The organism is Paraburkholderia sp. BL9I2N2, assembly GCF_004339745.1.
Classification (GTDB): Bacteria; Pseudomonadota; Gammaproteobacteria; order Burkholderiales; family Burkholderiaceae; genus Paraburkholderia.
Genome location: NZ_SMGP01000001.1, coordinates 4,154,794 through 4,180,104, shown reverse-complemented (window position 1 = coordinate 4,180,104; position 25,311 = coordinate 4,154,794). Strand labels below are relative to the sequence as shown.

Here is a 25,311-nt window from a genome sequence, read left to right as displayed (position 1 = left end):
GCGTGCTGTTTGCGCATTCTCTTGCGTGTTCTTTGCATCGGTTCGATCAGTTTGCCGTGTTTGCGCTGTCCGCGAGACTCGCACGCACGCGGTAGACCAGGTTCGGGTCCTTGTCGACGATGGTCCAACTGGCCCATTGCCCCGTCGCCACCTTCAGACCCGGATGGCTCGCGCTCACCTGGCGCGGTTGCGGCGGCAATTTGCAGCCGGTGTCGGTTTGCCGCGCGGCGTTTTCCTCGAACGTTTCCTGCGCTTCGATCGACAGTGTGACGCCGCTTGCATCCGCCTGCAGCGGCGAGACGGTCAGCGTGCGCGCCAGATCGATACTGCCGGCGGGCTGATCCTTGCAGCCGACGTTATGTTGCACGATCTTGTGATGCGTGTCCGTGCGCGCCTGGCCGACGGTAGTGGTGCCGTCGAACGCGTCGATTTGCTGGCCGTCGCGCATGACTTGCAACTGCCATTGCACGACCTGCTGCGCGGGCCGTTGTTGCGCGCTTTGTTGCGCGCTTTGTTGTGCATTCGCAAGCAACGAGGTGCCGAGCAATACGGCCGCGATACTGGTTTTCCACATAGAAGAAGTCTCCGGTCACGAGATCCGGCAGCGTAGCCAGAGGGCCATCTTACCCCTGATGGGCGCAACGCCTTTCTGACACTTCAAACGGGGCCGGGTTCAGCAACAATCCATTTCAGATAAGGCTGGGAATCCCCAAAAACAACCCGCTGTTAGCAGCAGAGCGGCACGACTGCTGGCTTGCACGCGAATATGGCCTCGTTACACTGGACCTGAAACGGTGCCCACCAGGCGCCGCAGCAGCAAGACCAGCCAGACGGGGTGAGCGATGACAACAGCAATGGTCAAACAGGAAATCGCCGTGGCGTCTTTCAGCAGGGTGTACGACCTCGATCAGGTCGAGACCGCGCTGAACGATCTCGGTGAAGGCGCGAACGAGGCACTGCGCGCGACATACGAAAAGATGCTGAAAACCGGCAATATGCGCTTTTGCGTGAAGCCGAACCGCATGCCGTCGATCGACGATCTGATCGACGCGCTGCCCAACTTTTCCGCGCCGCTCGACGACATCCGCAAGCAGGTCGCGTTGTGTCTCGAAACAGAAGACCGGCTCGAACTGATGCCGATCCTCCTGCTCGGCGACCCCGGCATCGGCAAAACTCACTTCGCCAAGCAGTTGGCGCGCCTGCTCGGCACCGCGTATCAATACGTGGCGATGAGTTCGTTGACGGCGGGCTGGATTCTCTCGGGCGCCTCGTCGCAGTGGAAGAACGCAAAACCGGGCAAGGTGTTCGATGCGCTCGTGAACGGCAGCTACGCGAACCCGGTGATCGCCGTCGACGAAATCGACAAGGCCACGGGCGATTCGCAATACGATCCGCTCGGCGCGCTGTATGCGCTGCTCGAGCACGACACGGCGCAGACTTTCATCGACGAGTTCGCCGAGATTCCGATCAATGCCGGCCACGTGATCTGGATTGCGACCGCGAACGACGAACGCTCGATTCCCGAGCCGATCCTGAACCGGATGAACGTGTACGAGATCCCGCCGCCGGATCACGACGGCGCGCGCCGTATCGCGCAGGCGATCTACGACGAGATCCGCTGCGCGCACAACTGGGGACTGCGCTTTCCCGACGTGCTCGGCGACGCCGCACTCGATGCGCTGATGCGGGCATCGCCGCGTGAAATGCGCCGCGCGATTCTCAACGGCTTCGGCGCGGCGCGAATCGATGGACGGGATCATGTCGAAGCTGGCGACATTCGCCTCGACCACGGAAACCGGCGAAAACCTATTGGTTTTTGAGCATTTTTGCCACTTTTTCGTAGAAAAGCCGTCGCCGGGCGGCTTTTTTATGGCCGAAGCCGGGAATCCGTGCCCGAAACGCGGTGAATGCCGTGGCAATTGTTGCTATTAATGAGATGCTAAGTTGTAGTCAATCAATCTAGCTTTTCGATAGTCAGGGAATAAACTGAGCCCCCAACGAGATGACATCCGCGCGACACGCCAGACGTCACTCCGCAACGCACAGAACCCCAATTCAACGACTATTGGAAACCACCATCATGCGAACGGCTTCCCTCGCTTTGCTTTTTTCCTCCACTATCGCCGCACCGGCCTTCGCGAGCGGCTACGGACCGGCTGCGTCGTACCGTCCCGAAGTCGCCACGTACACGCAACCGAGCGGCGTGACCCGCGCGCAAGTGCACGCGGACGTCGCGCAAGCTCGCGCAGCCGGCGAGTTGAACCAGAATCCGTACGCGCCGATTTCAGCCGATAGCGTGAGCGCGACGCCCGACAACGGTCCGAAGACCCGTGCCCAGGTGAAGGCTGAGTTGGCCGAAGCTCGCGCCAACGGTCAATTGAGCCTGAATCCGAACGCGCCGGCTTATCAGCAGGAACTCGCGGTCGGCGGCTACACCGTGCCGCGCGCGCAAAAGACCCATGTGGCGGAAGCTGCGCATCGAGGCGTCAGCACGCAGGACTAAGCGCCGGCCGTCCCGCAAGCACCGCGGCCCCGACCGGGCCGCGTGTCACATTCACCGGCCACGCGAAGAAGCGAGCGCGGCGACCCTCGACGGCGTACACTAATTAGTCCGGCCGCTACGTTTGAGACCCGCTCAAGACCGCATGCCCGCAGTCATTGCCGACTGCGGGCATTTGTGTCTGTACGGCGTCGTACAATTTTACGTAGCGGTTGCGAATGGACAGGAGCGTTCGGCAGCGAGCGGTGGACGGCACGCGACAGCCGCACCCTGTCTTCATCTTGATCGGGTGAACGAGGTAGCGCGCGGCGAAGTTGGCCGCGTCAAGGGACATGGACCAAATCGAATGTGTAGTGATCGGCGCCGGCGTGATCGGTCTCGCGGTGGCGCGCGCACTGGCGGCTCGAGGCCGCGACGTCATCGTGCTGGAGGCGGCCGAAGCAATCGGCGTGGGCACCAGCTCGCGCAACAGCGAGGTGATTCACGCGGGCATCTACTATCCGCGTGGCTCGCTCAAAGCCGGGCTTTGCGTGCGCGGCCGCGAGATGCTCTACGACTACTGTGTCGAGCGTAACGTGCCGCATTCACGCTGCGGCAAATTGCTGGTGGCCACTTCGCGCAACCAGATTCCTCAGCTCGAAAGCATCATGGCCAAAGGCCGCGACAACGGTGTGCTCGACCTGATGCGGATCACCGGCGACCAGGCGCAAGCGCTCGAACCCGCGCTCGAATGTGTCGAAGCGGTGTTCTCGCCGCAGACGGGCATCGTCGATAGTCATCAGTTCATGCTGGCGCTGCAGGGCGACGCCGAACGAGACGGCGCGGTGTGCGCGTTTCACTCGCCGGTCCAGGCGATCGAAGCGAGCAATGGCCGCTTCATCATCAAGGTGGGCGGCGATGCGCCGACCACGATCAGCGCAGCGTGCGTGATCAACAGCGCCGGTTTGCAGGCGAACGCATTGGCGCGCAAGATCCGCGGACTCGACGCGCGGCACGTGCCGCCCCTCTATCTCGCGCGCGGCAACTACTTCAGCATCTCGGGGCGCGCGCCATTCAGCCGCCTGATTTATCCGATGCCGAACGAAGCGGGCCTCGGCGTGCATCTGACCATCGACCTCGGCGGCCAGGCGCGTTTCGGTCCCGATGTCGAATGGGTCGATGCGATCAATTACGACGTCGATCCGCGTCGCGCGGAATCGTTTTACGCGGCGATTCGCGCCTATTGGCCGGCGCTTCCGGACGATGCATTGCAGCCCGCGTATGCGGGGATTCGTCCGAAGCTTTCCGGTCCCGGCGAACCCGCTGCCGACTTCGTGATTCAAGGTCCGGCCGCGCATGGTGTGCGTGGACTCGTCAATCTGTTCGGTATCGAGTCGCCGGGATTGACGGCGTCGCTTGCGATCGCGCAGCGAGTGTGCGAGTTGAGCGGACGCGCGTGATTCACGCGGTTCGCGCCAACGGTTTCACTGCGAGCGCCTCGACTCGCGCGCGGTTTGCGCATCGCGTGTTTCCCCGCAAAGTGTCACCTCGCATGCGATCGATTCGCATTCCGCGCGACATTCAGCCGCGCGGTCGTACCAATTCGGTTATCTCTATCATTTGGACCGTCACGCGCGACAGCTTCATTGCTATCCTTGAGAACCGCTGTCACTAGAACGGCGATCAGTTCAATAGAAATGGAGTGAGTCCCCATGAAACCTTCCCGTCGTACGTTTTTGATCACCAGCATTGGTGTGGCGTCCACCTTTGCGTTGTCGCGCCAGGCATTCGCCGACGCACCGAAAGTCGCCGAATCCGATCCGACCGCGCAAGCACTCGGCTACAAGGAAGACGCCACGAAAGTCGACAAGGCGAAATTCGCCAAGTACGCACCGGGCCAGGACTGCGGCAACTGCAGCTTCTACCAGGCCAAGCCGACCGACCCCTACGGCGGCTGTCCGATGTTCGCCGGCAAGCAGGTGGCGAGCAAGGGTTGGTGCAGCGCATATAACAAGAAGGCCTGATTAGCCATCAGCCGCACACGCACTCAGTGTTGCGCGAAATGCGCCGCAACATGGCGGTGCGCATTCGAGGCCCAGTCATTCAGGCGTCTGCCACCCCGCGCGGCAGACGCCTTTTTGCTGCTTGAAAACCGCTTGTGCGCTCTTTACACTCCAAGGCGACCTCAACGGCTCGCGCTCTTTTTTCTCGCTCGCGCTAATACGGCATTGCACTAAAACGACGCACCACAGGATACTTTTGGCAGGCTGGAGATTCGAATGAAACCAGCGTCAAGGAGCCTTCATACGCGAGCCGTCGTCGCGGCTGTGATCGGCAATGCACTCGAGTGGTACGACTTCACCGTGTTCGGTTTTCTGACGGTGGTGATCGCGCAGTTGTTCTTCCCGGCCGGCAACGACTATGCGCCGCTGCTCCTCGCCACCGCGACGTTCGGCGTCGCTTTCGTCATGCGGCCGATCGGCGGCATCGTACTCGGACTCTACGCGGATCGCGCGGGACGTAAAGCGGCGTTGTCGCTCGTCATCGCGCTGATGACGCTCGGCATTCTGCTGCTGGCGATCGCACCGCCGTACTCGGCGATCGGCATCGGCGCGCCGTTGATGATCGTAGTCGGACGCTCGCTGCAAGGCTTTTCCGCCGGCGGGGAGTTCGGCAGTTCGACGGCGTTGCTGATCGAAGCGGCGCCGTTTTCGAAGCGCGGCTTCTACGGCAGTTGGCAGATGGCGAGCCAGGCGGCGGCGCTGCTGCTCGGCGCACTGGTGGGCGCATTGATCACGCGCGGACTGTCGCCCGAGGCGCTGCAATCCTGGGGCTGGCGCGTGCCCTTCATTCTGGGTTTGATCATCGGGCCGATCGGCTTTTATATCCGCCGGCATCTCGCGGATTCCGAAGCGTTTCTACTCGCGCAAAAAACCGCGCGGCGCGCGACGCTCGGCGAAGTTTTCAGAACTCATACCCGTGACGTGCTCTGCGGCCTCGGCTCGGTAATCGCGCTCACGGTGACGATCTACGTGCTGATCAGCTATCTGCCGACCTTCGCGGTCAATCAACTCAAGCTGCCTTACGCGCAATCCTTTTACGCGGTGATCGTCGGCAATCTGCTGTTGACGGTGCTGTCGCCATTGACCGGCGCATGGTCGGACAGGATCGGGCGCAAGGGGCTGTCGCTGTGGTCGCTGGTGGTTACGCTCGTGATCATCTATCCGCTGTTCGCGTGGCTCGCGGCGGAGCCGAGCGTGTCGAAACTGATTCTCGTGCAGGCGTTGCTGTCGATCACGCTCTCCGGTTATTACGGACCGTTCGGCGCGCTGATCGCAGAGTTGTTTCCGGCGAACGTGCGCTCGACCGGCTTATCGCTCGCCTACAACATTGCGGTGATGGTGTTTGGCGGCTTCGGGCCATTCGTCGTGACATGGCTCATCAACACCACCGGCTCGCCGCTCGCGCCGATTTACTACGTGATGGGCGGACTGGCGCTGTCGATCGTCGCGGTGGCCTGCATTCCGGGTAAGCGCCACGCGGATCTCGACGCGCATCGCAAGCCGGCCTGACCGGGCGGCTGAATTTCAGTCAGGCTTTGCTGCCGGCAGCGGACCATTGCCGCTACTTCGCTGCGACACCTTCTCCTAAACCTCTCGTCTAGTTGCGTGCCTGTATCAAAGGCGGCCGCTTGTCGAACCACGGCCTTGCCGTTTCGAGCTGCGCGGCCAGACGCAGAAGCGTCGCCTCGCCGCCGTCGCGCGCGGCAAATTGCACGCCGATCGGCAGCCCGCGCGCATTCCAGTAGAGCGGCACCGACATCGCCGGCTGGCCGCTCAGGTTGAACAGTTCCGTGCAACCGGCCCACGTGAACGCCTTGTTCGACGCTTCCATCAGCACCTTCTTCATCAACGCCTCGAGAGGCATGGTGGTGACGGCGCGCATCTGCATGCGTTCCGCCGACGTGGGCCGCATCTCGCCGATCTTGATCGGCGGCGCGGCGAGCGTGGCGCACAGAATCACGTCGTAGCGATTCAGCAGATCGGTGAGCAGCCCGGTGATGCGGCGTTGTTCTTCGAGCGCGGCGGGCAGGCCGCGTTCGCCGAGTTTGCGGCCCACATGCGCCATCGCCCATGTCGAGATTTCGAATTCGGCGCGCAGCGGTTTGCGGCCGCTGATCCGTTCGGCGTTCAGCACCAGATCTTCCGCCGTCACGGACCAGAGCGTGAGGAACGCGTGGCGAACCGTCGCGAAGTCGATGCCGAGCGACACCGGTTCGATGTTATGGCCGAGCGAGCTGGCAAGTTGCGCGGCGTCTTCGAGCGCGGCGCGCGCGTCGGCGGAAAGCGACGGTGCGAGCATCGGCTCGGTGACGTACGCGATATTCAGCGGTTTGCACGGCTCGCGGCTCGCGCTCAGAAACGTGCCCGGCGCGCCGAGCGGCCGGTCGGCATTGCCGCCAAGCAGATCGAGCAGCAGCGCACTGTCGCGCACACTGCGCGACACCGCATGATCGACGCCGAGTTCACCGGCCTCAGCCTCCGCGGTCGCACGCGGCACACGTCCGCGTGAAGGTTTGAGGCCGAAGAGTCCACAGCATGACGCCGGAATGCGGATCGAGCCGCCGCCGTCCGATGCATGCGCGAGCGGCACGATGCCGGCGGCAACCGCCGCCGCCGCACCGCCGCTCGAGCCGCCCGGCGTATGGTCGAGATTCCACGGATTGCGGCACGCGCCGAACAGTTCGGGCTCCGTATAAGGCATCTGGCCGAGCTCGGACGTGCTGGTCTTGGCGAAGATATTGAGGCCGGCCGCTTTCGCCAGCGCGACCACCGGGGCGTCTTCGGTGGGAATGAAGTGGCGGTAGTGGCGGCTGCCCATGGCCATGCGCAGTCCGGCGACCGGCGCGCCGAGGTCCTTGATCAGATAGGGCACGCCGGCCAGCGCTGTTTGCGCGCTGACGCCATCGGCGTTGTTTGCGCCGTTCGCACGGCTCGCGTCGTCGCGTGAAGCGCGTTGACGGGCTGCGTCGTAGTCCTTCAGGACAATCGCATTGATCGCGGGATTGACGGCTTCGGTGCGTGAAATCGCAATGTCGAGCAACTCGCGCGCACTTGCTTCGCGCTTGCGTATCAATTCGGCGAGGCCGGTGGCGTCATGAGCGAGATAGTCTGAATGCACGACGGATGAGCCCTCGCTATCGAGTGTTGAACCGGCCGGCGGTCCATGCGCGCGCTGAACCGCGCCGCGAGGTTTCGTCGCCCGGATTGATTGCCGCACATGGAAAAGACGGCGTGCCACAGACACGCCGTCTTTGAGAGAGTAACTGAGTTATGTGCGCGAGTTACTGACGCACATGAAAAGCGCCAACAAAAAAGCGCAATTGACGCGCGCTGATAAGCGTCGCGAACAGCGGCAGCAATCAGCGCACCAATTAGAACCGCGCGTTACAGACGTTCGCCGAGGAACGTCAGCGTGCGGCCATGTGCCAACGCGGCGGCGCGCTGGTTGTACGACGCGCGGTCCGAACAGTTGAAGCCGTGATCGGCGTTCGGATAGATGTGGAATTCGGCGTCGGTGCGGCCGGCGAAGCGTTCCTGAATCTGACCGACGGCCGACAGCGGGATATGCGCGTCGAGTTCGCCGTAGTGAAATTGCATCGGCACTTTGACCTTTGCGGCTTCGTCGAGCTGGTTCTGGATGCCGCCGCCGTAGTAGGCGACCGCGCCGTCGAGCGTGCCTTGCGCCGCGGCCAGATACGCGAGCCGGCCGCCGAAGCAAAAGCCGATTGCCGCCACCTTGCCGGTCACTTCCGGCATGGCGCGCAGTGCGGCTGCGGCTGCGCCGATATCGGCCACGGCTTCATCGACCTTGAGTTTCTGCATCAGTTCGATGCCCTTCTCGCGATCGGCGCCGTCGTACGTCAATTCCACGCGCGGTTGCACGCGCCAGAACACGTCCGGTGCGAGCGCGACGTAGCCGTCTTGCGCGTACTGATCCGCGACCGAACGGATATGGCTGTTCACGCCGAAGATTTCCTGAATGATGATGACCGCCGGTCCCTTGCCGCCTTTGGGCAACGCCAGGTAGCCGCCGAAACTGTCGTTGCCGGCGGGAATGTCGATCCATCGGGAAGTGGTGCTCATGTTGCTCTCCATTGACTCGCGCGCGGCTGCGCGAGGTCGGTCTGAATGAATACCAGAGGCTTCAATACCTGAAGCGGGGCGGTCAGTTTGCCACCAAAAGAAACGCCCTGCAGCGCGGCCCCGCGAAGCGGAAATCTCGTAAGGCGATTGAAACGTTCTCGATAATTCATTTTTCCCGTGCGGGCCGCCTCGGTACATTGAAGCGTATCGGCTCGCTCATGTCGCGAGCGCATTGACGGGAAAGGAAATCATCATGAGTGAAGGCAGTTTTGTGACGCCGTTTGCGGAGCGTTTCGGGTTGCGCGTGCCGGTCGTGCAGGCGCCGATGGCGGGCGGCGCAACGACGCCGGCGATGGTCGCCGCGGTATCGAACGCGGGCGGTCTCGGTTTTCTGGCGGGTGCGGCGCTCTCGCCCGAGAAGATCGCAAGCGAAGTCGCGGCGATTCGCGCGCTGACGGATCGTCCGTTCGGCGTGAATCTGTTCGTGCTCGAGCCGGCCACGCCGGACGATGCGACGGTGCGTAGCGCGCTCGAAGCCATCGATCCGTTGCGCCACGACCTCGGTTTGCCGCCGGGCGCTCCGCTCGCACGCTACGCGCCGGACTTCCGCGCGCAACTGGACATGTTGATCGAATTGCGCGTGCCGTTGGCGAGCTTCACATTCGGATTGCTGCCGGCCGACGACGTCGCCCGGTTGCACGCCAACGGTCTATATGTAATAGGCACGGCGACGCATGCCGCCGAAGGTGTGGCCTGGCGCGACGCGGGCGCCGATGCGATTGCCGCGCAAGGCGCGGAGGCCGGCGCGCATCGCGGCACATTCATCGGCGCATTCGAAGACGCGCTGGTCGGCACGATGGCGCTCGTGCCGCAGCTCGTCGACGCAACCGGGCTGCCGGTGCTCGCCGCCGGCGGCATCATGGACGGACGCGGCATCGTCGCCGCGCTCGCGCTCGGCGCGCAAGCCGCGGTGATGGGCACCGCGTTTCTCACCTGTCACGAGAGCGCGATCCCGCAGGCATGGAAAACCCGAGTGCGCTCCACGTCCGACACGTCGACTTCGGTCACGCGCGCGATTACCGGCCGCCATGCGCGCGGCATACGCAATCCGCTGATGCAGCGGTTGAGCGAAGCGGCGCAGAAGATCGCGCCGTATCCAGTGCAAAACGCGTTGACGCAAGAGCTGCGGCAAACCGCGAGCCGTGCGGAAAACGGCGACTATCTCTCGCTCTGGTCAGGCCAGGGCGCGCCTATGGGCCGCGCCCGCCGCGAAGGTCTCGGCGCCGCCGAACTGATGGGCCAACTCGAACACGAATGGCGCGAGGCGACGGCGCGCATCGCCGCGTTCAAACGCTGATTCAGCACGAACCGGACGGGGTCCGGACGTGCCTCCTTTTCAAGCACGAAGCCTATTCGGATGATTAACGGTTTAACACGCTAAAAGCTTTAGGCCGTGCTGTTAGACGAAAGCCTCACATAGCGGAAACCCGCATGGGCTGGTGCTTTCCAGTCTCTCTTTCCAGCCGGAATCAGCGCCTGTTGGATAAACGCTATTAGTGTTCATCCCACTTCCTCAAAAAAGCCCCACAAATTAATTTGATGGCCTACACTTGCGCGCAAGTACGGTTTGCCGCCTGCCACAAACAGTCCGGCGAGCGTGCTGGCCAAGTGCATGAACGATGCAACCGGCGTGGTCGTCCACGGGACTGAGCGACACGTGTTGGGGAAGCGGGGGCACAGGGCGATTACGTTGTTTTTGGGACCGAAACTGGAGACTTACATGAACATCAAGATTCAAAAGCTGTTGCCGATCAGCGCTGCGGCGATGCTGTTCGCGACGTTGGCAACTTCGGCTGCAGCCGACACGGTCGTCAAGATCGGTCACGTTGCACCGCTGACCGGCGGTATCGCTCACCTGGGTAAAGACAACGAAAACGGCGCGCGCCTGGCAGTTGAAGAAATCAACGCCAAGGGCCTGACGATCGGTGGCCAGAAAATCACGCTGCAACTCGATCCGCAAGACGACGCAGCCGACCCGCGTACGGCAACTCAAGTCGCACAGAAACTGGTCGACGATAAGGTCGTCGCGGTGGTTGGCCACTTGAATTCGGGCACGTCGATCCCGGCTTCGAAGATCTATAGCGATGCTGGCATCGTGCAGATCTCGCCGTCGGCAACGAACCCGGCCTACACGCAACAAGGTTTCAAGACGACGTACCGCGTCGTGGCGACCGACGCGCAACAAGGTCCGGCACTGGCTAACTACGCAGCGAAGGGTCTGAAAGTGAAGAGCGTCGCGATCGTCGACGACTCGACCGCTTACGGCCAGGGTCTCGCAAACGAATTCGAAAAGACCGCCAAGTCGCTGGGCCTGAACGTGATGTCGCACGACGCGACGAACGACAAGGCTGTCGACTTCCGCGCGATTCTGACGAAGATCAAGGGCGAAAACCCGGACGCGATCATGTACGGCGGCATGGACGCCACCGGCGGCCCGTTCGCCAAGCAAGCCAAGCAACTCGGCTTGCGCGCGAAGGTGCTGGCAGGCGACGGCGTGTGTACCGACAAGCTGTCGGACCTGGCCGGCGACGCAACCGACAACATCGTCTGCTCGGAAGCCGGTATGGCGCTCGAAAAGATGGCTGGCGGCTCGGCGTTCCTCGCCAAGTATCAGAAGCGTTTCGGTCAGCCGATCCAGATCTACGCTCCGTTCACGTATGACGCTGTGTACATCATCGTCGACGCTATGAAGCGTTCTAACTCGACCGATCCGGCGAAGATCCTGGCAGCGATGCCGAGCACGGATTACAAGGGTGTGATCGGTGAAACCACGTTCGACTCGAAGGGCGACCTTCAACACGGCGTGATCTCGCTGTACAACTACAAGGCAGGCAAGAAGACGCTGCTCGACGTAGTGAAGATGTAAAAATCGCGTGACCGAAGGCAGCGTGTTGTCTGTCTTCGGTTGCATGAGAAAAGAGGCACGCGCGCCGCGAGGTTCGCGTGCCTTTTGTTTTGCGGATTCTTTTTGCCGATCCGCATTGCTCGGAGAGACTGCCGTGACCACCGTGACCCGTTCGTTCGACGATGCGTGGCGCCGCTGGATCGCCGAGAATCTGCTGCTCGACGCACCATCGTCCGCGTTGCATGGCGCGCTGGTCGGCCATGGTTTCGACGCGGCGGATGCCACGCGAGAAATCGATGCGGCGCTCGCGAGTCCTTATTTTCACGGTGCAGCGCGTTTGCGCAATCGTTTGCGTAAGCGCGAATGGATTTTGTCGGTGTATGGCGAGCTCAATCGCATGCGAGCGGCGAGCGGTGTAATCGAACGGCGCGAACGTTTATCGCGCGACGCGTTCTTCGAGCAGTACTACTTTCAGAACCGGCCGGTGATCATCACCGGCGCATTCGATTTCTGGCCTGCGCGTTCGCGATGGAACTGGGATTACCTTCGCGAACGGTGCGGCGATTGTGAAGTGGAAGTGCAGTTCGGCCGCGAAACGGACGCGAATTACGAAATCAATCAGCTCAGGCTCAGGCGCATGATGCGCTTTGCCGATTATGTCGATCTCGTCGAGCGGAGCGGGCGGACTAACGATTTCTACATGACCGCCAATAACACCTCGCGCAATCGCGCGGCACTCGCGGCGTTATGGTCCGATGTACCGCCAATCGACGAATATCTCGACGGCGCGTCTCCCGACACCGGTTTCTTCTGGATGGGACCGGCCGGAACAAAGACGCCGTTTCACCACGACCTGACCAATAACTTCATGGCGCAGGTGATCGGCCGCAAACAGATCAAACTCGTGCCGCTGTCCGACACGCCGTATATGGCAAACCATCTGCATTGCTATTCGCAAGTGGACGGTGGCGCGATCGACTACGACAGTTTCCCGTCGATGCGGCAAGCGCAGTTGATCGAATGCTCGCTCGCGCCCGGTGAATTACTTTTTCTGCCGATCGGCTGGTGGCATTACGTGGAAGGACTGGATGCGTCGGTGACGATGACGTTCACCAATTTTCTCCGCAGTAACGACTTCTCGCGTCACTACGATACGTATCACGAACTGTGACACGCAGATAAAAAGGTGCTGCTTTCAAGCGGCGCCGGCGGAATGTGATGCTGGCGGCGATTGCGCGGAAAAAAAACAGCGAGCCGGTTGCCGGGCTCACCGCCCCCTTCGACGCTTGTTTTTCCGCGCCGTTACGGTCAGAGATGCGCCGAGACCGGTTGTGTCGCCCGCGGTTTGGGGCGTCTGCGCGAGCGTGCTGGTGATCGGCGTGATCGCGGTGTCGACGTAACGTAAAGCGAGCGCGTTTCGCTTGGCGCCGCACGCACCGAAGCAGCAGCGGCGCGCTTTCGCATCAGATCTTCAAACGCCGCAGCACCTTCGGACCGACGAGCGCGATCAACGCGGAACAGATGGCCACCACCGACAACCCGATCGGCAAACTGGTCACCTGCGTCACCGCGCCGATGATCACCGGCCCGAGCAGCAGTCCGAAGTACGCCAACCCGGCAACATGCGCGAGTCCTTCCGCCGCATGAATGCCTTTGACGTTCGCCGCCGCCGCGAACAGCACGGGCATCATGTTCGCCAGACCGAGGCCCATCAGCGTAAAGCCGATCAGCGCGACAACCGCATTCGGTAGCAATAGCGCGCCGACCATCCCGACGCAGGCGAGCGTCGCGCTTGCCATCACCAGTTGCGGCGCGCCGAAGCGGGCGCGCACCGCGTCGCCGGCAAAGCGCGCGGCCGCCATGCCGCCCGAGAATGCCGCGTAGGCCGCGCTCGCGAGCGCGGGCGTGGCCAGCACGACGTCGCGCATATAGACGGTGGCCCAGTCGTACATCGCGCCTTCCGCGATCAGCGCGACCAACGCCATCGCGCCGAGCGCCCACAACGCCGGCGAGCGCCAGCGGTTGGCGCGCGGCGTGGCGGAGTCGGGGTGATCGGCGTGCGGCACGTGCGGCAGCACGGAAGGACAGGCGGCGATCAGCACGAGCGCACTGACCGCGGCAGCCAGCATGAGATGCACCGCCGGCGCCATGCCGCGCGACAGCAGCGCGCCGCCGACCGCCGCACCGAACATCCCGCCGACGCTGAACATGCCGTGCAACGACGACATGATCGGCTTGCCGAGCGCTTTCTCGACGGCGCTGGCCTCGGCGTTCATTGCGACATCGAGCGTGGCCATGCCCGCGCCGAAAGTGGCCAGCACGACCAGCAGCAGCCAGTAAGTGGGCACGACCAGAATCAGCGCCGCGCATACCGCCATCACGAGCCCGCCGGTGAGGCAGGCGCGGCGCGTGCCGACCCGCGCGATCCACGAGGCATTGGCCGCCATCGCGCCGATCGAACCGCCCGCCACGGCCAGCAGCGCAACGGAGAGCAGCGCCGCGTTCAGATGGAAACGGTCGCGCACCGTCGGTACGTGCACCCCCCACGACGCGTACATCATGCCGGCGATGAAGAACACCGCCATCGTGGCGATACGGGCTCGCTGCCGGGCGGTATCGGACAGGGCGCGGTGAGCGGCGGGAAGGGCGGCGAATTCGGAGGAGCGGTCTGACACGGAAATCTCGAGGAGCGCTGACGCGCGGAAAGCGCGTTGAAAGCGAATTTCCGATTCTAACGAAGCGTGCTGTCTTATGCTTGGAAGGCGGAATCCCCATTTTTGCGATTGTTTGGCCCGGACGTGACAGGCGTTGGGCGTGCGTTGGGCATTGTGGTCCGCTGGCCGGTCTTTTTGTGGTTCGCCGCACATCTATCGAGGAACGCGCACTTGAATATTCCCGCTCACGCTCCGCTGCATCTGCTGCACACGGCCGCTGTCGGCACGCTCGCCACTCACGCGCGCCAGCCGGAAGGTTTTCCTTATCCGTCCGTGCTGCCGTTCGCACCGGACCCACAACACCGTCCGACGATCCTCGTGAGTCGGCTGGCCGAGCACACGCATAACCTGCACGCCGACCCGCGCGCCGGTTTTCTGGCCGTCGACGCTCCCGACGGCGACGTGCTGAGCGGCCAGCGTGTCACCTTGCTAGGCACCTTCGAGCCGGTCGACTCGACGCCCGAAGTGGTGCAGCGCTATCTGCGCTATCACCCGGACGCGGAGCGCTACCTCGTGCTTGGCGATTTCACGTTCTGGGCGATGAGGCTCGAGCGGCTGCGTTATATCGGTGGCTTCGGCGCGATGGGATGGCTCGCCGGGGCCGAACTCGATCCTTTGCCGCCGCTCGGTTTCGATGAAGAGAACGCGCTGATCGCGCAATTCGCTAGCCATTCCGGCAGCAAGGGCGAATTTCAACTGCTCGGTGTCGATCGATATGGCGCCGATGTGAAACTGAACGGTGCGCGCAGCCGTTTTGTCTTTGACGACGCGAAACTCAAAATCGAAACCTTGCACGCGGCGCTCGAAGATTGCATGCAGCGCTACATGAATTAGATTTTTTTTACCGACGTTTGGGGAAAACACTCATGCGAATACCAGCGCAGAACGGCTGTCGCAATATGTTACGAAGTTTCATGTTAAAGCTCTCATGGCGTGAAATGTTGGTGCCAAATAACCATCTTAATTTTCATCTTTTGATAGTTAATCCCATAATTACTCATGCCAACTGCGTTTTCAGCAAAATGCGAAATCAGCTATTTGAAAGGGAGCGGTGTAACGCGGTGGCGGACGGAAATTTTTTGAAACGAATTGGGATTAATTTAACGCGCGCGCTTTTGTAATCTTTCTATTTTGTGTTAATCTCGCCGTCAAATTCCGAGGCATGATCCAACTTCAAAGGGCAAGCTGGCTTAAGACTGGCAGTCATTTATCCAAACCACAAAGGGAACCTATGTCTTCCTACAAGGAACTACTCGCTCAGCGCGAGAAGCTCGAAAAGCAGATCGAAGAAGCGAAGTCGCGCGAATACGCGGAAGTGTTGAATGAGATCAAGCAGAAAATGACCGACTACGGCATTTCTCTGACAGAACTCGGTGGTGGTCGTGCCGCCAAGGGGGCTAAAGCCGCGCGTCCGCGCGCAGGTGTCGCACCGAAGTATCGCGACCCGGATAGCGGCAGCACGTGGTCTGGCCGTGGCAAGCCGCCCCGCTGGATCGCAGGTCTGGATCGCGAGAAGTTTCTGATCCAGAAGTAATGCTTCTGGCCAGCCGCTTTTGCCGGCCGCTTTGCCAGCAACTAATGCCTCTGGCCGTTAAGTAATACGAATAGCTTCAATCAGACGCACCTATCGCGTCTGCCGTTGCAAGAGAGAACCGCGTACCGTCGAGGGCGCGGTTTTTTATTGCCGTGTCCAATGCCGTCGGTTTTTATCGCGTGAACTCCATCCAACTTGAACGCGAATGCTTTTCGTTTAGATAAGCGGTTGATTTAAAAGGAATTTTTTAGGTATCTCCAGCGCGTTTCGAGATGCGCCGAGTAGAATGTAGGGATTGAACTTTTCATTCCGCTTCAGAGATGCCTGCCGCCGCCGCTGCCCAATCCGCCGAAAAACATCGCGTTGCGCGCAAAAGTACCTTTGTCAGTATTGCGCTCAATACAGTGTTGATGACGCTGCAAATCGTCATCGGCGTGTTTGCTCACTCGCAGGCATTGGTCGCCGACGGTGTCCATTCCCTCGCCGATCTGATTTCCGATTTTGTCGTGCTGTTTGCCAATCGGCACAGTGGCGCAAAGCCCGACGCGGATCACAATTACGGGCATAGCCGCTACGAAACCGTGGCGTCGTTATTTCTGGGCGCGCTTCTGATCGCGGTAGGTGTCGGCATGTTATGGCGGGCCGGAACGCGTCTCGCCGATTTGCAAAACATCCCCGCCGTGCATATGAGCGCGCTTGCGGTCGCGGTGCTAGTTCTGTTTTCCAAAGAAGGTCTGTTTCGCTACATGCTGCGCGAAGCGCAACGCGTGCGATCCGCCATGTTGATCGCTAATGCGTGGCACGCGCGCTCGGATGCGGCGTCGTCGCTGGTGGTCGCGATCGGTATTGTCGGCAGCCTTGCTGGCGTGCGGCTGCTCGATCCGATTGCCGCGGCGATCGTCGGCTTCATGGTGGCGCGCATGGGCTGGATGTTCGGCTGGGACGCGCTGCAGGATCTCTCCGACCGCGCGCTCGACAACGCCGCCGCCGCCGACATGCGCGCGCTGCTGCTCTCGACGCCCGGCGTACGCGACGTGCACGAAATGCGCACGCGCAAGATGGGCGACTTCGCGCTCGTCGACGCGCATATTCTGGTCGATCCGCTGATCTCGGTATCGGAGGGGCATTACATCGCCGAGTCGGCGCGTTTGCGCGTGCTGACGGACAACCGCGTGCTCGACGCTTTGATTCATGTCGATCCCGAGAACGATGCGCTTGCGCGTCCGCCCTTCGATCTGCCTACGCGCGAGCGGGTCATCGCTGAAGTGAACGCCGCCTTGGCGCCTCACGGCGTAAAAGCGGCCGCGGTGAATATCCACTACCTGAGCACGGGACTGGATGTCGAAGTGGCGCTGCCGGCCGCGTTGTCGTCGCGCGCGCTGGACAGCGAAACGCAACGCGCTGGGCGAGTGGATCTGGCGGCGCTGAAGGCGCGCCTGGGCGCGCGCAAAGTGGACCTGCTACTGGAATTGGACGCGCTGTCCGGGGACGCCGATCCGGCGACGCTCGACCCAAAGGCCGGCGGGGCTCTTGAGGAACGCGCGAAGGCGACGGAACCGCACAGCGCCACCTGACGCCCGCGGCGCCGCGCGAGATGCTGCGGCGTGGTGCGGTTAAGCCATCAACGGATCACAGCGGCAATTGCGTGTCGAACTTGATTTCGCGCAGCACGACGCTCGTACGAACCTGGGCGACGGCGGGAATCTTGAAGATGCGTTCGTGCAGGAAGCTGTCGTATGCCTTGATATCCGGTGCGACGATCTTGAGAATGTAGTCGGATTCGCCGGTCGTGCTGTAGCACTCGGTGACTTCCGGGCAGGTGGCGATTTCCCGCTCGAACTGTTCCACGCCGCCTTCGGTGTGCCGCGTGAGGTGAATATGCGCGAGGGCGCACACGTGCAGCCCGAGCTTTTCCCGATCCAGTAGCGCCGTGTAGCGCTGGATGACCCCCGACTGTTCCATGTCCTTAATGCGCCGCCAGCATGGCGTGCTCGACAGGCCGACCTGGTCGGAAATTTCTTGCACCGAGCGGCGTGCGTCGAGCTGCAATAGGCGCAGGATTTTTTGAGAGAACGTATCGAGTGTCAACTGCGCCTCCGTTTGCGTCGCCGTATCAACGCATGGTAGAGGGCGCGAAAACGAAACGCAATGTAAAACGGGTTCGACGAGGGAGATTACCTAATTTGCCGGTTCCTCAGCGGCGTTTTGTCCTGTGCCGTCCCCATCTCTACCCGCTGCGAGCGTGATCGCCTGACTTGCGCGCAGATCCTTCAACATGTTGCAGAAAAGCGCGCCTTGTTCGATCGCGTCGTCCAGCGCGACATGCGTGTGCGGATGTTCGTCGAACCAGTGCTTGGGAAAGCGCGGCTTGATGTTCTTGCGGTACGGCAGCCCGGTCATGGCGAAGGCCAGCGTCTTGATGTCGAGCGCCGACCACGAAAACGGACAGCGGCCGACAAACCGCATCATGTACCAGAACATATAAGTGAAGTCGAAGCCGGCCGGCATTGCCACGAACACCGGTTTTCCCGGTAAGGCTTCGACCCAGTCGACATACGCCGTCAATGCGGCCAACGGTGTCTGCAAGTCCTTGCGGCAGGCTTCCCACGCTTCGGGCTGCGTCTTCCACCACGCTTCCTGCACGGGATGCGCCTTGGCTCCCTCGAGCAACTCGAGATTCGCCGAGAAGGTGGCGATCAGTTGCTTGTCTTCGGTATAAGCGGCGGAGGCGAAACTGAGCATGGAATGCGGACCGGGAATCGGGCCGTCCGCTTCGACATCGGTGCTCACGTAGATTTCGCTGCTCATGCCTCGACTCCGTCGGCGACGTACGGATTGGTGCGGCGCTCAGCGCCGAACGTCGAAGTGGGACCGTGGCCCGGAACGAAGGTGATGTCGTCGCCGAGCGGCCAAAGCTTTTCGCGGATCGAGCGCACCAGATCCGCATGATTGCCACGCGGAAAATCCGTGCGCCCGATCGAGCCGGCGAACAGCACGTCGCCCACCAGCGCGAGCCGATGCGCCCGGCTGACGAACACCACGTGGCCCGGCGTATGGCCCGGGCAGTGATAGACCTCGAGCGTTTCGTCGCCGAACTGCACGGTCTCGCCATTCTGCAACCAGCGATCCGGTTCGAACGCCTCGGCGGCCGGAAAGCCGAAGCGTGTGCTTTGATCCGGCAGCTTGTCGAGCCAGAAGCGTTCGTCGGGATGCGGGCCTTCGATCGGCACGCCGTAGTGCGTGGCCAGCGTCTTCGCGCCCGCGCAGTGATCGATGTGGCCGTGCGTCAGGAAAACTTTTTCGACCGTCACGTTCTGCCGCGCGATTTCGCCCTGGATGATGTCGAGGTCGCCGCCCGGATCGACGACGGCCGCGCGTCCGGTAGCCTCGCAAACGAGCAGCGAACTGTTCTGCTGGAACGGCGTGACGGGGATCAAGGTGACTTTCATGGATGACGGCGCCGCTGGAAAAACGTTGATTGTACCGGCCTCTCGCCCACGTTCGCCGAGGCCGCCGAAGCCCCGGCCCAGCGGGCTTTGCGCTGCTCATTTTTGCAGCAGGAGTGAAAATTCATCAAGGTTTTCAGTCGCTTGTCATCCCGAAATTCTGTTTTAGGTATAATGCACTCCATGCACAGGGAATTGTGCTGCCACAGGGCGATGCGTCCCCATCAAAAATGGGCGCGCGGATTGCCACTCAAGTATGGGCTGTCGCACTTTTGGACGGCCATCAAGTATCGATGCATTCGATGCACACGTCTTGCCCAGCCAGGCGCCGCGCGCCTGCTACGGACTTAACTGCCGTGACGCTGGGTGGGGCCTACGCCGCCGTTCCTGCACGCTGAGTTTCGCGCGCAAGAACGTGTTTGCCACGTTCGATGGCGGCATGTGGGGTCTGGTCAGGCTGCCGGGGACAGGTTGCGCCAGACGTGAAAATTAACCGTGCGGTAGCGGCTGAGTGAGCCGCATCCGGGCTTTGACGTTCTGCGCTCGTCTGCGCGGCGCGTTGTCGTCCATTGCCGCCGGAGTCGCAGGCAACACGCTCAACTTTGCGTGATGCGGCTCGACAATGTGATTGCACGTCTTATGAAAACTCGGTTATCCCGTGGTCTGGGGACTCTTTTTGCCTTTTTTGTGCTGGCGGGTTGCGCCACGCCTCCGGGCGCTAGCAACACGTCGGAAAGCGGCGCGCCGCAGAGCACGAAATTGACGCAAGCGGGCTCCTTCGGACCGCAAGCTTACGGTAGCGCGCCGGCCTCCGACGCGACCGCCAAGGGCTCCTCGCTGGCCGACGCAAAGCCTCTTACGGATGATGGTTCCGGCATTTCGGACTTTCATCAGACCGGCCGCGCTTCGTGGTACGGCCGCGGCTTCCATGGCCGCCGTACCGCCAACGGCGAACGCTACGACATGCACGCGCTGACCGCGGCGCATCGTACGTTGCCGCTCGGCTCCTATGTGCGTGTGACCAATCCGGCCACGTCGCGCTCGGTCGTCGTGCGTATCAACGACCGTGGTCCGTATGCGCGTGGCCGCGTGATCGATCTGTCCATGGCCGCTGCCTCCGCGCTCGACATGCGCCACGCCGGTACGGCGCGGGTGCAGATCGAAGGGCTCACGCAGCAGGAAGCACGCGACGCGCGTAATGAGATGCTGGCATCGAACTCGGATTCGAGCGCCCAGAAGTGATGTAACGGCGGCGAGCGCGGTCAGGCGCGCTCCTCGTAGCGCCGCGCAGCACGGCGGCCGCTTGGGTTGTGTCCGCAGAAAAACGAAGGGCCGCATTGCGCGGCCCTTTTCATTTGTCCGTCAGCTTTACTCTTCGTCTTTCTTCAACGCCAAGGCGCGCGTGTACAGCGCGTTGCGCGACGCTCCGGTGATGGCTGCCGCTACTTTGGCCGCGCTGCTCACCGTCAACTCCTCCAGCAGAATGCCCAGCAGCGCGTCGTGATCGTGTTCGCCGGCGGCTTCCGGCTGCGCGCCTTCCACCACCAGCACGAATTCGCCGCGTTGCCGGTTCGGATCGGCGGCGAGCCACGTTGGCCCTTCGGCCAGGGTGCCGCGGTGCAGCGCTTCATGTAACTTCGTCAATTCCCGTGCGATGAGCAGCTTGCGCTCGCCGCCGAATGCGTCGGCCAGTGCCTGCACCGTTTCGACGATCCGATGCGGTGCTTCGTAGAACACCATCGCGTGAGGATGGGTCGCGAGCGGCTGTAGCGTCGCGGCGCGGGCTTTTGCTTTCGGCGGCAGGAAGCCGAGGAACGAGAACGTTGCGACCCAGTCGCCGGCCGCGCTCAACGCGGTCGCGAGCGCGCTTGCGCCGGGTAGCGGAATAACTGGAAATCCGGCTTCACGGACCGCGTCGACGAGTTTCGCGCCGGGGTCCGAGATGCCCGGCGTACCCGCGTCGGACACATAGGCCACGCGTTCGCCTGCCTGTAGATGCTCGATCAGGCGCAGCGCCGCGGCCCGTTCATTGTGCTGATGCACGGCGACGAGCGGCTTCGAGATGCCGTAGCGCGCGAGCAGCTGACCGGTGTTGCGGGTGTCTTCGGCGGCGATACGGTCCACCAGTCCGAGCACGTGCAACGCGCGCAGCGTGACGTCGGCGATGTTGCCGATCGGCGTGGCCACCACATACAGCGCGGAGGTGGGGTACTGCTGCCCTTGCGCGAGTTCGGAGAGAGGAGTCATGAGGCAGAAGACGCAAACAGACGAAACGAGGCCGCCATTGTGCCACGCAGTGTCACGCGGCCTGCGAGGCCCGCGCGGCGGACCGGCCATGAGCGCGACGGCGCCGATCGGTGCCTTCGCCACGCCGCACAACTTTTCGGGACGCGCCGGGTCCAAACTCGTCGGTGCGGCTTTCGAGTCGCGTGCGCAGGAATTTTTGCAGCGCCAGCGTTTGCGGTTCGTCGCGCGCAATGTGTCGTGCCGCGGCGGCGAGATTGATCTGGTGATGCGCGAGCGTGACGGCGCGCTGGTGTTCGTCGAAGTCCGCGCGCGTGCGCAGCGCCGATATGGTGGCGCTGCGGCGAGTATCGGGTGGCAGAAGAAGCAGCGCATCGTACGCGCCGCGCAGCATTTTCTGGTGACCCGTGTCTCGCACTTGCGGGATCAACCCGCGTGCCGGTTCGACGTGATTGCGTTCGAAGCCGGCCGGCTCGTGTGGTTGCGCGATGCGTTCCGTGCCGACGAAGTCTGACGCCATGCGCGGAGAACGCGCGTGAGTGCGATAAACTTGCGCTCGCGTGCAGGCCACGGGGCAGCGTCGACAACGCAGGAAGCAGCGCAATAAGCGATGGTTTGCGCGCTTGCATCGCGTTGCTGGCCAGGTTCATCGGAGCGGCACGACTTCACATACGACTTCACAACACGACCGCGCAGTGCGGTCCATTCGCGGTAGAAGATAGAGACTCGATGTCAGTCGAACGCATTCAACAACACTTCCGCGACAGCGCGGCAGTCAAACTCGAAGCCCTCGAAACCCTGTCGATGCCGATCGCCGCCGCGATCGACACGATGTTCGCCGCGCTGGCCAACGGCAATCGCATTCTCTCGTGCGGCAACGGCGGCTCGGCGGCCGACGCGCAACACTTCGCCGCCGAGCTGATCGGCCGCTTCGAGCGTGAGCGGCCGGGCTTGCCGGCGATCGCGCTGACCACCGACACGTCGGTGTTGACCGCCATCGCCAACGACTATTCGTTCGAGCAGATTTTCTCGAAGCAGGTCTGGGCACTCGGCCAGCCTGGCGACGTTCTGCTGGCGATCACTACGTCCGGCAATTCCGCCAACGTGCTCTCCGCGATCGAGGCCGCGCACGAGCGCGAAATGATCGTGGTCGCGCTGACCGGCAAGGGCGGCGGACGCATGCAGGAAGTATTGAGTGATACCGATATCCATGTATGCGTGCCGTCGGATCGCACCGCGCGTATTCAGGAAGTGCATTTGCTGACCATCCATTGTCTGTGCGACGGCATCGATGCCATGTTGCTGGGCGAAGACTGAGATTGATTCCGAAGGAGAGCTAGTTGATGAGCGTATTCCGCGTCAAGAAGACACTGGTGAGAACCGTGCTGGTGGTTGGGTTCGCGGCGGGGCTGTCCGCAACGTTGCAGGGTTGCTTTCTCGCCGTTGCCGGCGCGGCGGGCGGCAGCGCGCTGGTGGCGACCGACCGGCGCACGCTCGGCGCGCAGACGGAGGATCGCGAGTTGCAAGTGAAGGCGCTCTCGCAGATCAGCCAGAACTTGCCCGACAACGCGCACGTCAACGTGGCCGTGTTCAACCGCCGCGTGCTGCTGACGGGCGAAGTGGCGGGAGACGTGTCGAAGCAACGCGCGGAGACCATCGTGCGTGGCTTGAACAACGTCAGCACGATCGTCAACGAACTGACGATCATGCCGGCCAGCTCGTTCTCGTCGCGCACCAATGACACTTACCTCGAGACGCGTGTGAAGACCGCGCTGATCGCCGAGAAGAACATTTCGGCGAACAACTTCAAGGTGGTGGCCGAGCGTGGCTCGGTGTATCTGATGGGCCTCGTCACCATGGACGAAGGCAATCGCGGCGCCGACGTCGCGAGCCGTGTGCCGGGCGTGGTGCAGGTCGTGAAGGTGTTCCAGTACATCCAGCCGGCGGAAGCCACGGCGGCAGCCGCCGCAGCGGGGACGGCGCCCGTGGCGGCTTCGCAACCGGACGCGAACGCGGCGACCGTCGGCGCGATTCCTGATTCGTCGGTGAGTTCGCGGCCGCTCGAACAGCAGGCCCCCGCGCCGGTCACTAATTCGAACGCCGTGCATCCAGGTAATCCGAAGGCGACGACGCCATGATGCGCGGTGTTGCCGTTGCAGTCAGCGCTGTGATGCTTGGCGCGCTGGCGGGAGTTGTCGCGCCGGCCGCGCGTGCCGCCGATGCGCCGAGTGGTCAACGGGTCGCCAACGCGAATGCCTGCATGGGATGTCACGCGGTGGATCGCAAACTCGTCGGGCCGTCGTTTCAGCAGATCGCCTCGAAGTACAAGGGCGATGCGCAAGCGTCGGCGAAATTGTCACGCAAGGTGAAGGACGGCGGCTCCGGCGTGTGGGGCATGATTCCGATGCCCGCGCATCAATCGATGAGCGATGCGGATATTCGTACGGTGGTGGATTGGGTGCTTGCGGGTGCGCCTTCCAAGTGATGGTTTTTCGTCGGGGGGCCAAGGGTTGGAGGCTTGGCAAAACGGAAAATGCTTGTGCTAGAATTGTTTGCACGTCGGGGGGGTAGCTCAGCTGGGAGAGCGTCGCGTTCGCAATGCGAAGGTCGGGAGTTCGATCCTCCTCCTCTCCACCAGTAAAAATCAAAGGGTTACAGGTGTTTTGCCTGTAACCCTTTCTGCTTTTTACGGCCCCTGTAACCGCAGTGTAACCAGATTTGCTCCTACTCGATCCATCTCAATCCAAGTGCCTGATGGGGGCGTGCGTCGGTCGTCGTGCGATATTTGCTGGTCCCCGCGCGGCATGGAATGGGATGCTGCCGGTGAGCGCGGCTACCGAGCTTCGCGGTCCATATCGGAACATCGCGTTTGTACTTTCCGTGGTGCGCATCGCGTCGATTCGATTACAGGGCGCTGAGGTTGTAACGTGAGGCCCGAGTCCGAGTCTGTGTGTCTCCATTGTTCCGGCACATGCGCGCGCGTGTTCGAGGGCTGTCGCCCGCGGCGACGCGATAGAATCGCGCGATCACGGCAGCAGACGGCTGTCGAAGAAAAATCGACGTAGCGCTATGGGGTTATGACGAACACAAAATCACCACAACAACGCATCGCTGCCGCAAGGCAGCTTTATGCCGTATTGAGGGAGTATCTCGATCGGCCAACCTGGACGCCGATCGAAGGGGCGCTCATTCTGTCGGGCTTGCACGGACCGGCAGGATGTACAGAATTCCCTCGTGAGGCAACGGGCCTTGACGGCAGGCCGTTTGAAGGCGATGTCATCGATCGTTGGATCAAGGCTCGCGAAATCATGCGGCTATGGGAATGGCGCTGCCGGGATGATGAGGAATGCGGTGCCATTACGCCGACTCAGCTTGAGCCCTACGAGTTCATCGAATGGTGTCAGGATCTCGATGTCGAGACAGATTGGATGCGCCTGATTTTTGACGTCATCAGTCGCGGCAAGGTGCAAGCAGATCAACCGGATTTGATTCCACTTGCTGTTGCCGAATATGCTGCCCAAGCAGTAGAGACGATCGGCGCCATCCACGCCCTTGCCGGACAGGTGCCGAGCGAATCAACAATGAGCGCGCCGGTACCGATGAGGGTAGATAAGAGCGCCGCGCGCGTTCCGATGCCGATTCCGACAAACCGCGATCACGTGTCCACCGATGAATTAGCGGCCATTCTGGCTATTGCGCCTCAATCGATCCGAAAGCGATATTCCTCGGACGGCAGCTACCTCGGCATCAGGCCGACGAAGCTTCCAAACCGCCGATTGCTTTGGCCGGTGGCAGATATCAAGAGGCTATTGAGCGGCGGTGGCCTTCTGTAGGGTAATCGTA

The 25,311-nt window shown here is 62.2% G+C and carries 25 protein-coding genes and 1 tRNA gene; 18 read left to right on the top strand and 8 right to left on the bottom strand.

The features are described 5' to 3' along the window. Positions 1-46 precede the first annotated feature (46 nt). Complete coding sequence (locus B0G74_RS19120) at positions 47-574, bottom strand: hypothetical protein (RefSeq protein WP_132376357.1); 528 nt, start codon at positions 572-574, stop codon at positions 47-49. 268 nt (positions 575-842) lie between these two features. Here B0G74_RS19120 and B0G74_RS19115 point away from each other — a divergent pair, with 268 nt between their 5' ends. From B0G74_RS19115 to B0G74_RS19095, 5 genes are all read left to right on the top strand, one after another. After that, positions 843-1,820: an AAA family ATPase gene (locus tag B0G74_RS19115; protein ID WP_132376356.1), complete on the top strand. Its 978-nt coding sequence runs from the start codon at positions 843-845 to the stop codon at positions 1,818-1,820. A 260-nt stretch (positions 1,821-2,080) separates the two neighbouring features. Beyond that, a complete protein-coding gene (locus tag B0G74_RS19110) occupies positions 2,081-2,503 on the top strand; it encodes a DUF4148 domain-containing protein (protein WP_132376355.1) in 423 nt (140 codons plus the stop codon). A gap of 329 nt (positions 2,504-2,832) precedes the next feature. Further along, positions 2,833-3,939, top strand: a complete 1,107-nt coding sequence (locus B0G74_RS19105; protein WP_132376354.1) for an NAD(P)/FAD-dependent oxidoreductase — start codon at positions 2,833-2,835, stop codon at positions 3,937-3,939. A gap of 252 nt (positions 3,940-4,191) precedes the next feature. After that, on the top strand, positions 4,192-4,503 hold the full coding sequence (locus B0G74_RS19100) for a high-potential iron-sulfur protein (RefSeq protein WP_132376353.1): 312 nt from the start codon (positions 4,192-4,194) through the stop codon (positions 4,501-4,503). Between the two features lie 255 nt (positions 4,504-4,758). Next, positions 4,759-6,051: an MFS transporter gene (locus tag B0G74_RS19095; RefSeq protein ID WP_132376352.1), complete on the top strand. Its 1,293-nt coding sequence runs from the start codon at positions 4,759-4,761 to the stop codon at positions 6,049-6,051. Positions 6,052-6,139: 88 nt separating this feature from the next. On the opposite strand, the gene B0G74_RS19090 is transcribed toward B0G74_RS19095, so the two are convergent. Together B0G74_RS19090 and B0G74_RS19085 are read right to left on the bottom strand one after the other, a co-directional pair. Further along, the gene (locus B0G74_RS19090; RefSeq protein ID WP_132376351.1) at positions 6,140-7,660 is read right to left on the bottom strand and encodes an amidase; all 1,521 of its coding nucleotides are present in this window, start codon (positions 7,658-7,660) and stop codon (positions 6,140-6,142) included. A gap of 266 nt (positions 7,661-7,926) precedes the next feature. Further along, entirely contained in the window at positions 7,927-8,625 is a 699-nt protein-coding gene (locus B0G74_RS19085; RefSeq protein WP_132376350.1) for a dienelactone hydrolase family protein, read from the bottom strand. A 253-nt stretch (positions 8,626-8,878) separates the two neighbouring features. Here B0G74_RS19085 and B0G74_RS19080 point away from each other — a divergent pair, with 253 nt between their 5' ends. The 3 genes from B0G74_RS19080 to B0G74_RS19070 all read left to right on the top strand — a co-directional run bounded on the left by B0G74_RS19080 (position 8,879) and on the right by B0G74_RS19070 (position 12,701). Next, positions 8,879-9,982: a nitronate monooxygenase gene (locus tag B0G74_RS19080; RefSeq protein ID WP_132376349.1), complete on the top strand. Its 1,104-nt coding sequence runs from the start codon at positions 8,879-8,881 to the stop codon at positions 9,980-9,982. 423 nt (positions 9,983-10,405) lie between these two features. Further along, positions 10,406-11,551, top strand: a complete 1,146-nt coding sequence (locus B0G74_RS19075) for a branched-chain amino acid ABC transporter substrate-binding protein (RefSeq protein WP_132376348.1) — start codon at positions 10,406-10,408, stop codon at positions 11,549-11,551. Between the two features lie 133 nt (positions 11,552-11,684). Beyond that, positions 11,685-12,701: a cupin-like domain-containing protein gene (locus B0G74_RS19070; RefSeq protein ID WP_132376347.1), complete on the top strand. Its 1,017-nt coding sequence runs from the start codon at positions 11,685-11,687 to the stop codon at positions 12,699-12,701. Positions 12,702-12,993: 292 nt separating this feature from the next. Here B0G74_RS19070 and B0G74_RS19065 read toward each other — a convergent pair whose 3' ends face one another. Continuing rightward, positions 12,994-14,205 carry an MFS transporter gene (locus B0G74_RS19065; RefSeq protein ID WP_132376346.1) on the bottom strand — a complete coding sequence of 404 codons (1,212 nt, stop codon included), beginning with the start codon at positions 14,203-14,205 and terminating at the stop codon, positions 12,994-12,996. Positions 14,206-14,415: 210 nt separating this feature from the next. Here B0G74_RS19065 and B0G74_RS19060 point away from each other — a divergent pair, with 210 nt between their 5' ends. The 3 genes from B0G74_RS19060 to B0G74_RS19050 all read left to right on the top strand — a co-directional run bounded on the left by B0G74_RS19060 (position 14,416) and on the right by B0G74_RS19050 (position 17,352). Next, on the top strand, positions 14,416-15,078 hold the full coding sequence (locus B0G74_RS19060) for a pyridoxamine 5'-phosphate oxidase family protein (protein ID WP_132376345.1): 663 nt from the start codon (positions 14,416-14,418) through the stop codon (positions 15,076-15,078). Positions 15,079-15,475: 397 nt separating this feature from the next. Beyond that, positions 15,476-15,778, top strand: a complete 303-nt coding sequence (locus tag B0G74_RS19055; protein WP_132376344.1) for an H-NS histone family protein — start codon at positions 15,476-15,478, stop codon at positions 15,776-15,778. Positions 15,779-16,098: 320 nt separating this feature from the next. Continuing rightward, positions 16,099-17,352 (top strand): cation diffusion facilitator family transporter, encoded by a 1,254-nt coding sequence (locus tag B0G74_RS19050; protein ID WP_132376343.1) that lies wholly within the window; start codon positions 16,099-16,101, stop codon positions 17,350-17,352. Positions 17,353-17,407: 55 nt separating this feature from the next. Here the strand turns inward: B0G74_RS19050 and B0G74_RS19045 are convergent, their stop codons facing one another. The 3 genes from B0G74_RS19045 to B0G74_RS19035 all read right to left on the bottom strand — a co-directional run bounded on the left by B0G74_RS19045 (position 17,408) and on the right by B0G74_RS19035 (position 19,227). Then, the gene (locus tag B0G74_RS19045; protein ID WP_012431468.1) at positions 17,408-17,866 is read right to left on the bottom strand and encodes an Lrp/AsnC family transcriptional regulator; all 459 of its coding nucleotides are present in this window, start codon (positions 17,864-17,866) and stop codon (positions 17,408-17,410) included. Positions 17,867-17,956: 90 nt separating this feature from the next. Further along, on the bottom strand, positions 17,957-18,586 hold the full coding sequence (locus tag B0G74_RS19040; RefSeq protein ID WP_132376342.1) for an exonuclease: 630 nt from the start codon (positions 18,584-18,586) through the stop codon (positions 17,957-17,959). Then, positions 18,583-19,227: an MBL fold metallo-hydrolase gene (locus B0G74_RS19035; RefSeq protein ID WP_132376341.1), complete on the bottom strand. Its 645-nt coding sequence runs from the start codon at positions 19,225-19,227 to the stop codon at positions 18,583-18,585. The genes B0G74_RS19040 and B0G74_RS19035 overlap by 4 nt, the downstream gene beginning before the upstream one ends. A 606-nt stretch (positions 19,228-19,833) precedes the next feature. On the opposite strand from B0G74_RS19035, the gene B0G74_RS19025 reads away from it, so the two are divergent. Continuing rightward, positions 19,834-20,466, top strand: a complete 633-nt coding sequence (locus B0G74_RS19025) for a septal ring lytic transglycosylase RlpA family protein (RefSeq protein ID WP_132376339.1) — start codon at positions 19,834-19,836, stop codon at positions 20,464-20,466. A gap of 126 nt (positions 20,467-20,592) precedes the next feature. Here B0G74_RS19025 and rsmI read toward each other — a convergent pair whose 3' ends face one another. Then, positions 20,593-21,471 carry a 16S rRNA (cytidine(1402)-2'-O)-methyltransferase gene (gene rsmI / locus B0G74_RS19020; protein WP_132376338.1) on the bottom strand — a complete coding sequence of 293 codons (879 nt, stop codon included), beginning with the start codon at positions 21,469-21,471 and terminating at the stop codon, positions 20,593-20,595. A gap of 88 nt (positions 21,472-21,559) precedes the next feature. Between rsmI and B0G74_RS19015 the strand changes: the two genes are divergently transcribed. From B0G74_RS19015 to B0G74_RS18990, 6 genes are all read left to right on the top strand, one after another. Further along, positions 21,560-21,982: a YraN family protein gene (locus tag B0G74_RS19015; RefSeq protein WP_132376337.1), complete on the top strand. Its 423-nt coding sequence runs from the start codon at positions 21,560-21,562 to the stop codon at positions 21,980-21,982. A gap of 215 nt (positions 21,983-22,197) precedes the next feature. Then, complete coding sequence (locus B0G74_RS19010; RefSeq protein WP_132376336.1) at positions 22,198-22,785, top strand: phosphoheptose isomerase; 588 nt, start codon at positions 22,198-22,200, stop codon at positions 22,783-22,785. 26 nt (positions 22,786-22,811) lie between these two features. Continuing rightward, complete coding sequence (locus B0G74_RS19005) at positions 22,812-23,606, top strand: BON domain-containing protein (protein WP_132376335.1); 795 nt, start codon at positions 22,812-22,814, stop codon at positions 23,604-23,606. Continuing rightward, positions 23,603-23,953, top strand: a complete 351-nt coding sequence (locus B0G74_RS19000; RefSeq protein ID WP_243658229.1) for a c-type cytochrome — start codon at positions 23,603-23,605, stop codon at positions 23,951-23,953. Before B0G74_RS19005 ends, B0G74_RS19000 begins: the two co-directional genes overlap by 4 nt. A 76-nt stretch (positions 23,954-24,029) precedes the next feature. Beyond that, positions 24,030-24,105, top strand: a tRNA-Ala gene (locus B0G74_RS18995). Between the two features lie 440 nt (positions 24,106-24,545). After that, complete coding sequence (locus tag B0G74_RS18990) at positions 24,546-25,301, top strand: hypothetical protein (RefSeq protein WP_132376334.1); 756 nt, start codon at positions 24,546-24,548, stop codon at positions 25,299-25,301. Positions 25,302-25,311: the final 10 nt, after the last annotated feature.

Excerpts from the sequence above, each read along its gene's own strand:
- B0G74_RS19120 (WP_132376357.1), bottom strand. The coding sequence starts at position 574 with ATGTGGAAAACCAGTATCGCGGCCGTATTGCTCGGCACCTCGTTGCTT.
- B0G74_RS19115 (WP_132376356.1), top strand. The coding sequence starts at position 843 with ATGACAACAGCAATGGTCAAACAGGAAATCGCCGTGGCGTCTTTCAGC.
- B0G74_RS19110 (WP_132376355.1), top strand. The coding sequence starts at position 2,081 with ATGCGAACGGCTTCCCTCGCTTTGCTTTTTTCCTCCACTATCGCCGCA.
- B0G74_RS19105 (WP_132376354.1), top strand. The coding sequence starts at position 2,833 with ATGGACCAAATCGAATGTGTAGTGATCGGCGCCGGCGTGATCGGTCTC.
- B0G74_RS19100 (WP_132376353.1), top strand. The coding sequence starts at position 4,192 with ATGAAACCTTCCCGTCGTACGTTTTTGATCACCAGCATTGGTGTGGCG.
- B0G74_RS19095 (WP_132376352.1), top strand. The coding sequence starts at position 4,759 with ATGAAACCAGCGTCAAGGAGCCTTCATACGCGAGCCGTCGTCGCGGCT.
- B0G74_RS19085 (WP_132376350.1), bottom strand. The coding sequence starts at position 8,625 with ATGAGCACCACTTCCCGATGGATCGACATTCCCGCCGGCAACGACAGT.
- B0G74_RS19080 (WP_132376349.1), top strand. The coding sequence starts at position 8,879 with ATGAGTGAAGGCAGTTTTGTGACGCCGTTTGCGGAGCGTTTCGGGTTG.
- B0G74_RS19075 (WP_132376348.1), top strand. The coding sequence starts at position 10,406 with ATGAACATCAAGATTCAAAAGCTGTTGCCGATCAGCGCTGCGGCGATG.
- B0G74_RS19055 (WP_132376344.1), top strand. The coding sequence starts at position 15,476 with ATGTCTTCCTACAAGGAACTACTCGCTCAGCGCGAGAAGCTCGAAAAG.
- B0G74_RS19050 (WP_132376343.1), top strand. The coding sequence starts at position 16,099 with ATGCCTGCCGCCGCCGCTGCCCAATCCGCCGAAAAACATCGCGTTGCG.
- B0G74_RS19040 (WP_132376342.1), bottom strand. The coding sequence starts at position 18,586 with ATGAGCAGCGAAATCTACGTGAGCACCGATGTCGAAGCGGACGGCCCG.
- B0G74_RS19035 (WP_132376341.1), bottom strand. The coding sequence starts at position 19,227 with ATGAAAGTCACCTTGATCCCCGTCACGCCGTTCCAGCAGAACAGTTCG.
- B0G74_RS19025 (WP_132376339.1), top strand. The coding sequence starts at position 19,834 with ATGCGGCTCGACAATGTGATTGCACGTCTTATGAAAACTCGGTTATCC.
- rsmI (WP_132376338.1), bottom strand. The coding sequence starts at position 21,471 with ATGACTCCTCTCTCCGAACTCGCGCAAGGGCAGCAGTACCCCACCTCC.
- B0G74_RS19015 (WP_132376337.1), top strand. The coding sequence starts at position 21,560 with ATGAGCGCGACGGCGCCGATCGGTGCCTTCGCCACGCCGCACAACTTT.
- B0G74_RS19010 (WP_132376336.1), top strand. The coding sequence starts at position 22,198 with ATGTCAGTCGAACGCATTCAACAACACTTCCGCGACAGCGCGGCAGTC.
- B0G74_RS19005 (WP_132376335.1), top strand. The coding sequence starts at position 22,812 with ATGAGCGTATTCCGCGTCAAGAAGACACTGGTGAGAACCGTGCTGGTG.
- B0G74_RS19000 (WP_243658229.1), top strand. The coding sequence starts at position 23,603 with ATGATGCGCGGTGTTGCCGTTGCAGTCAGCGCTGTGATGCTTGGCGCG.
- B0G74_RS18990 (WP_132376334.1), top strand. The coding sequence starts at position 24,546 with ATGACGAACACAAAATCACCACAACAACGCATCGCTGCCGCAAGGCAG.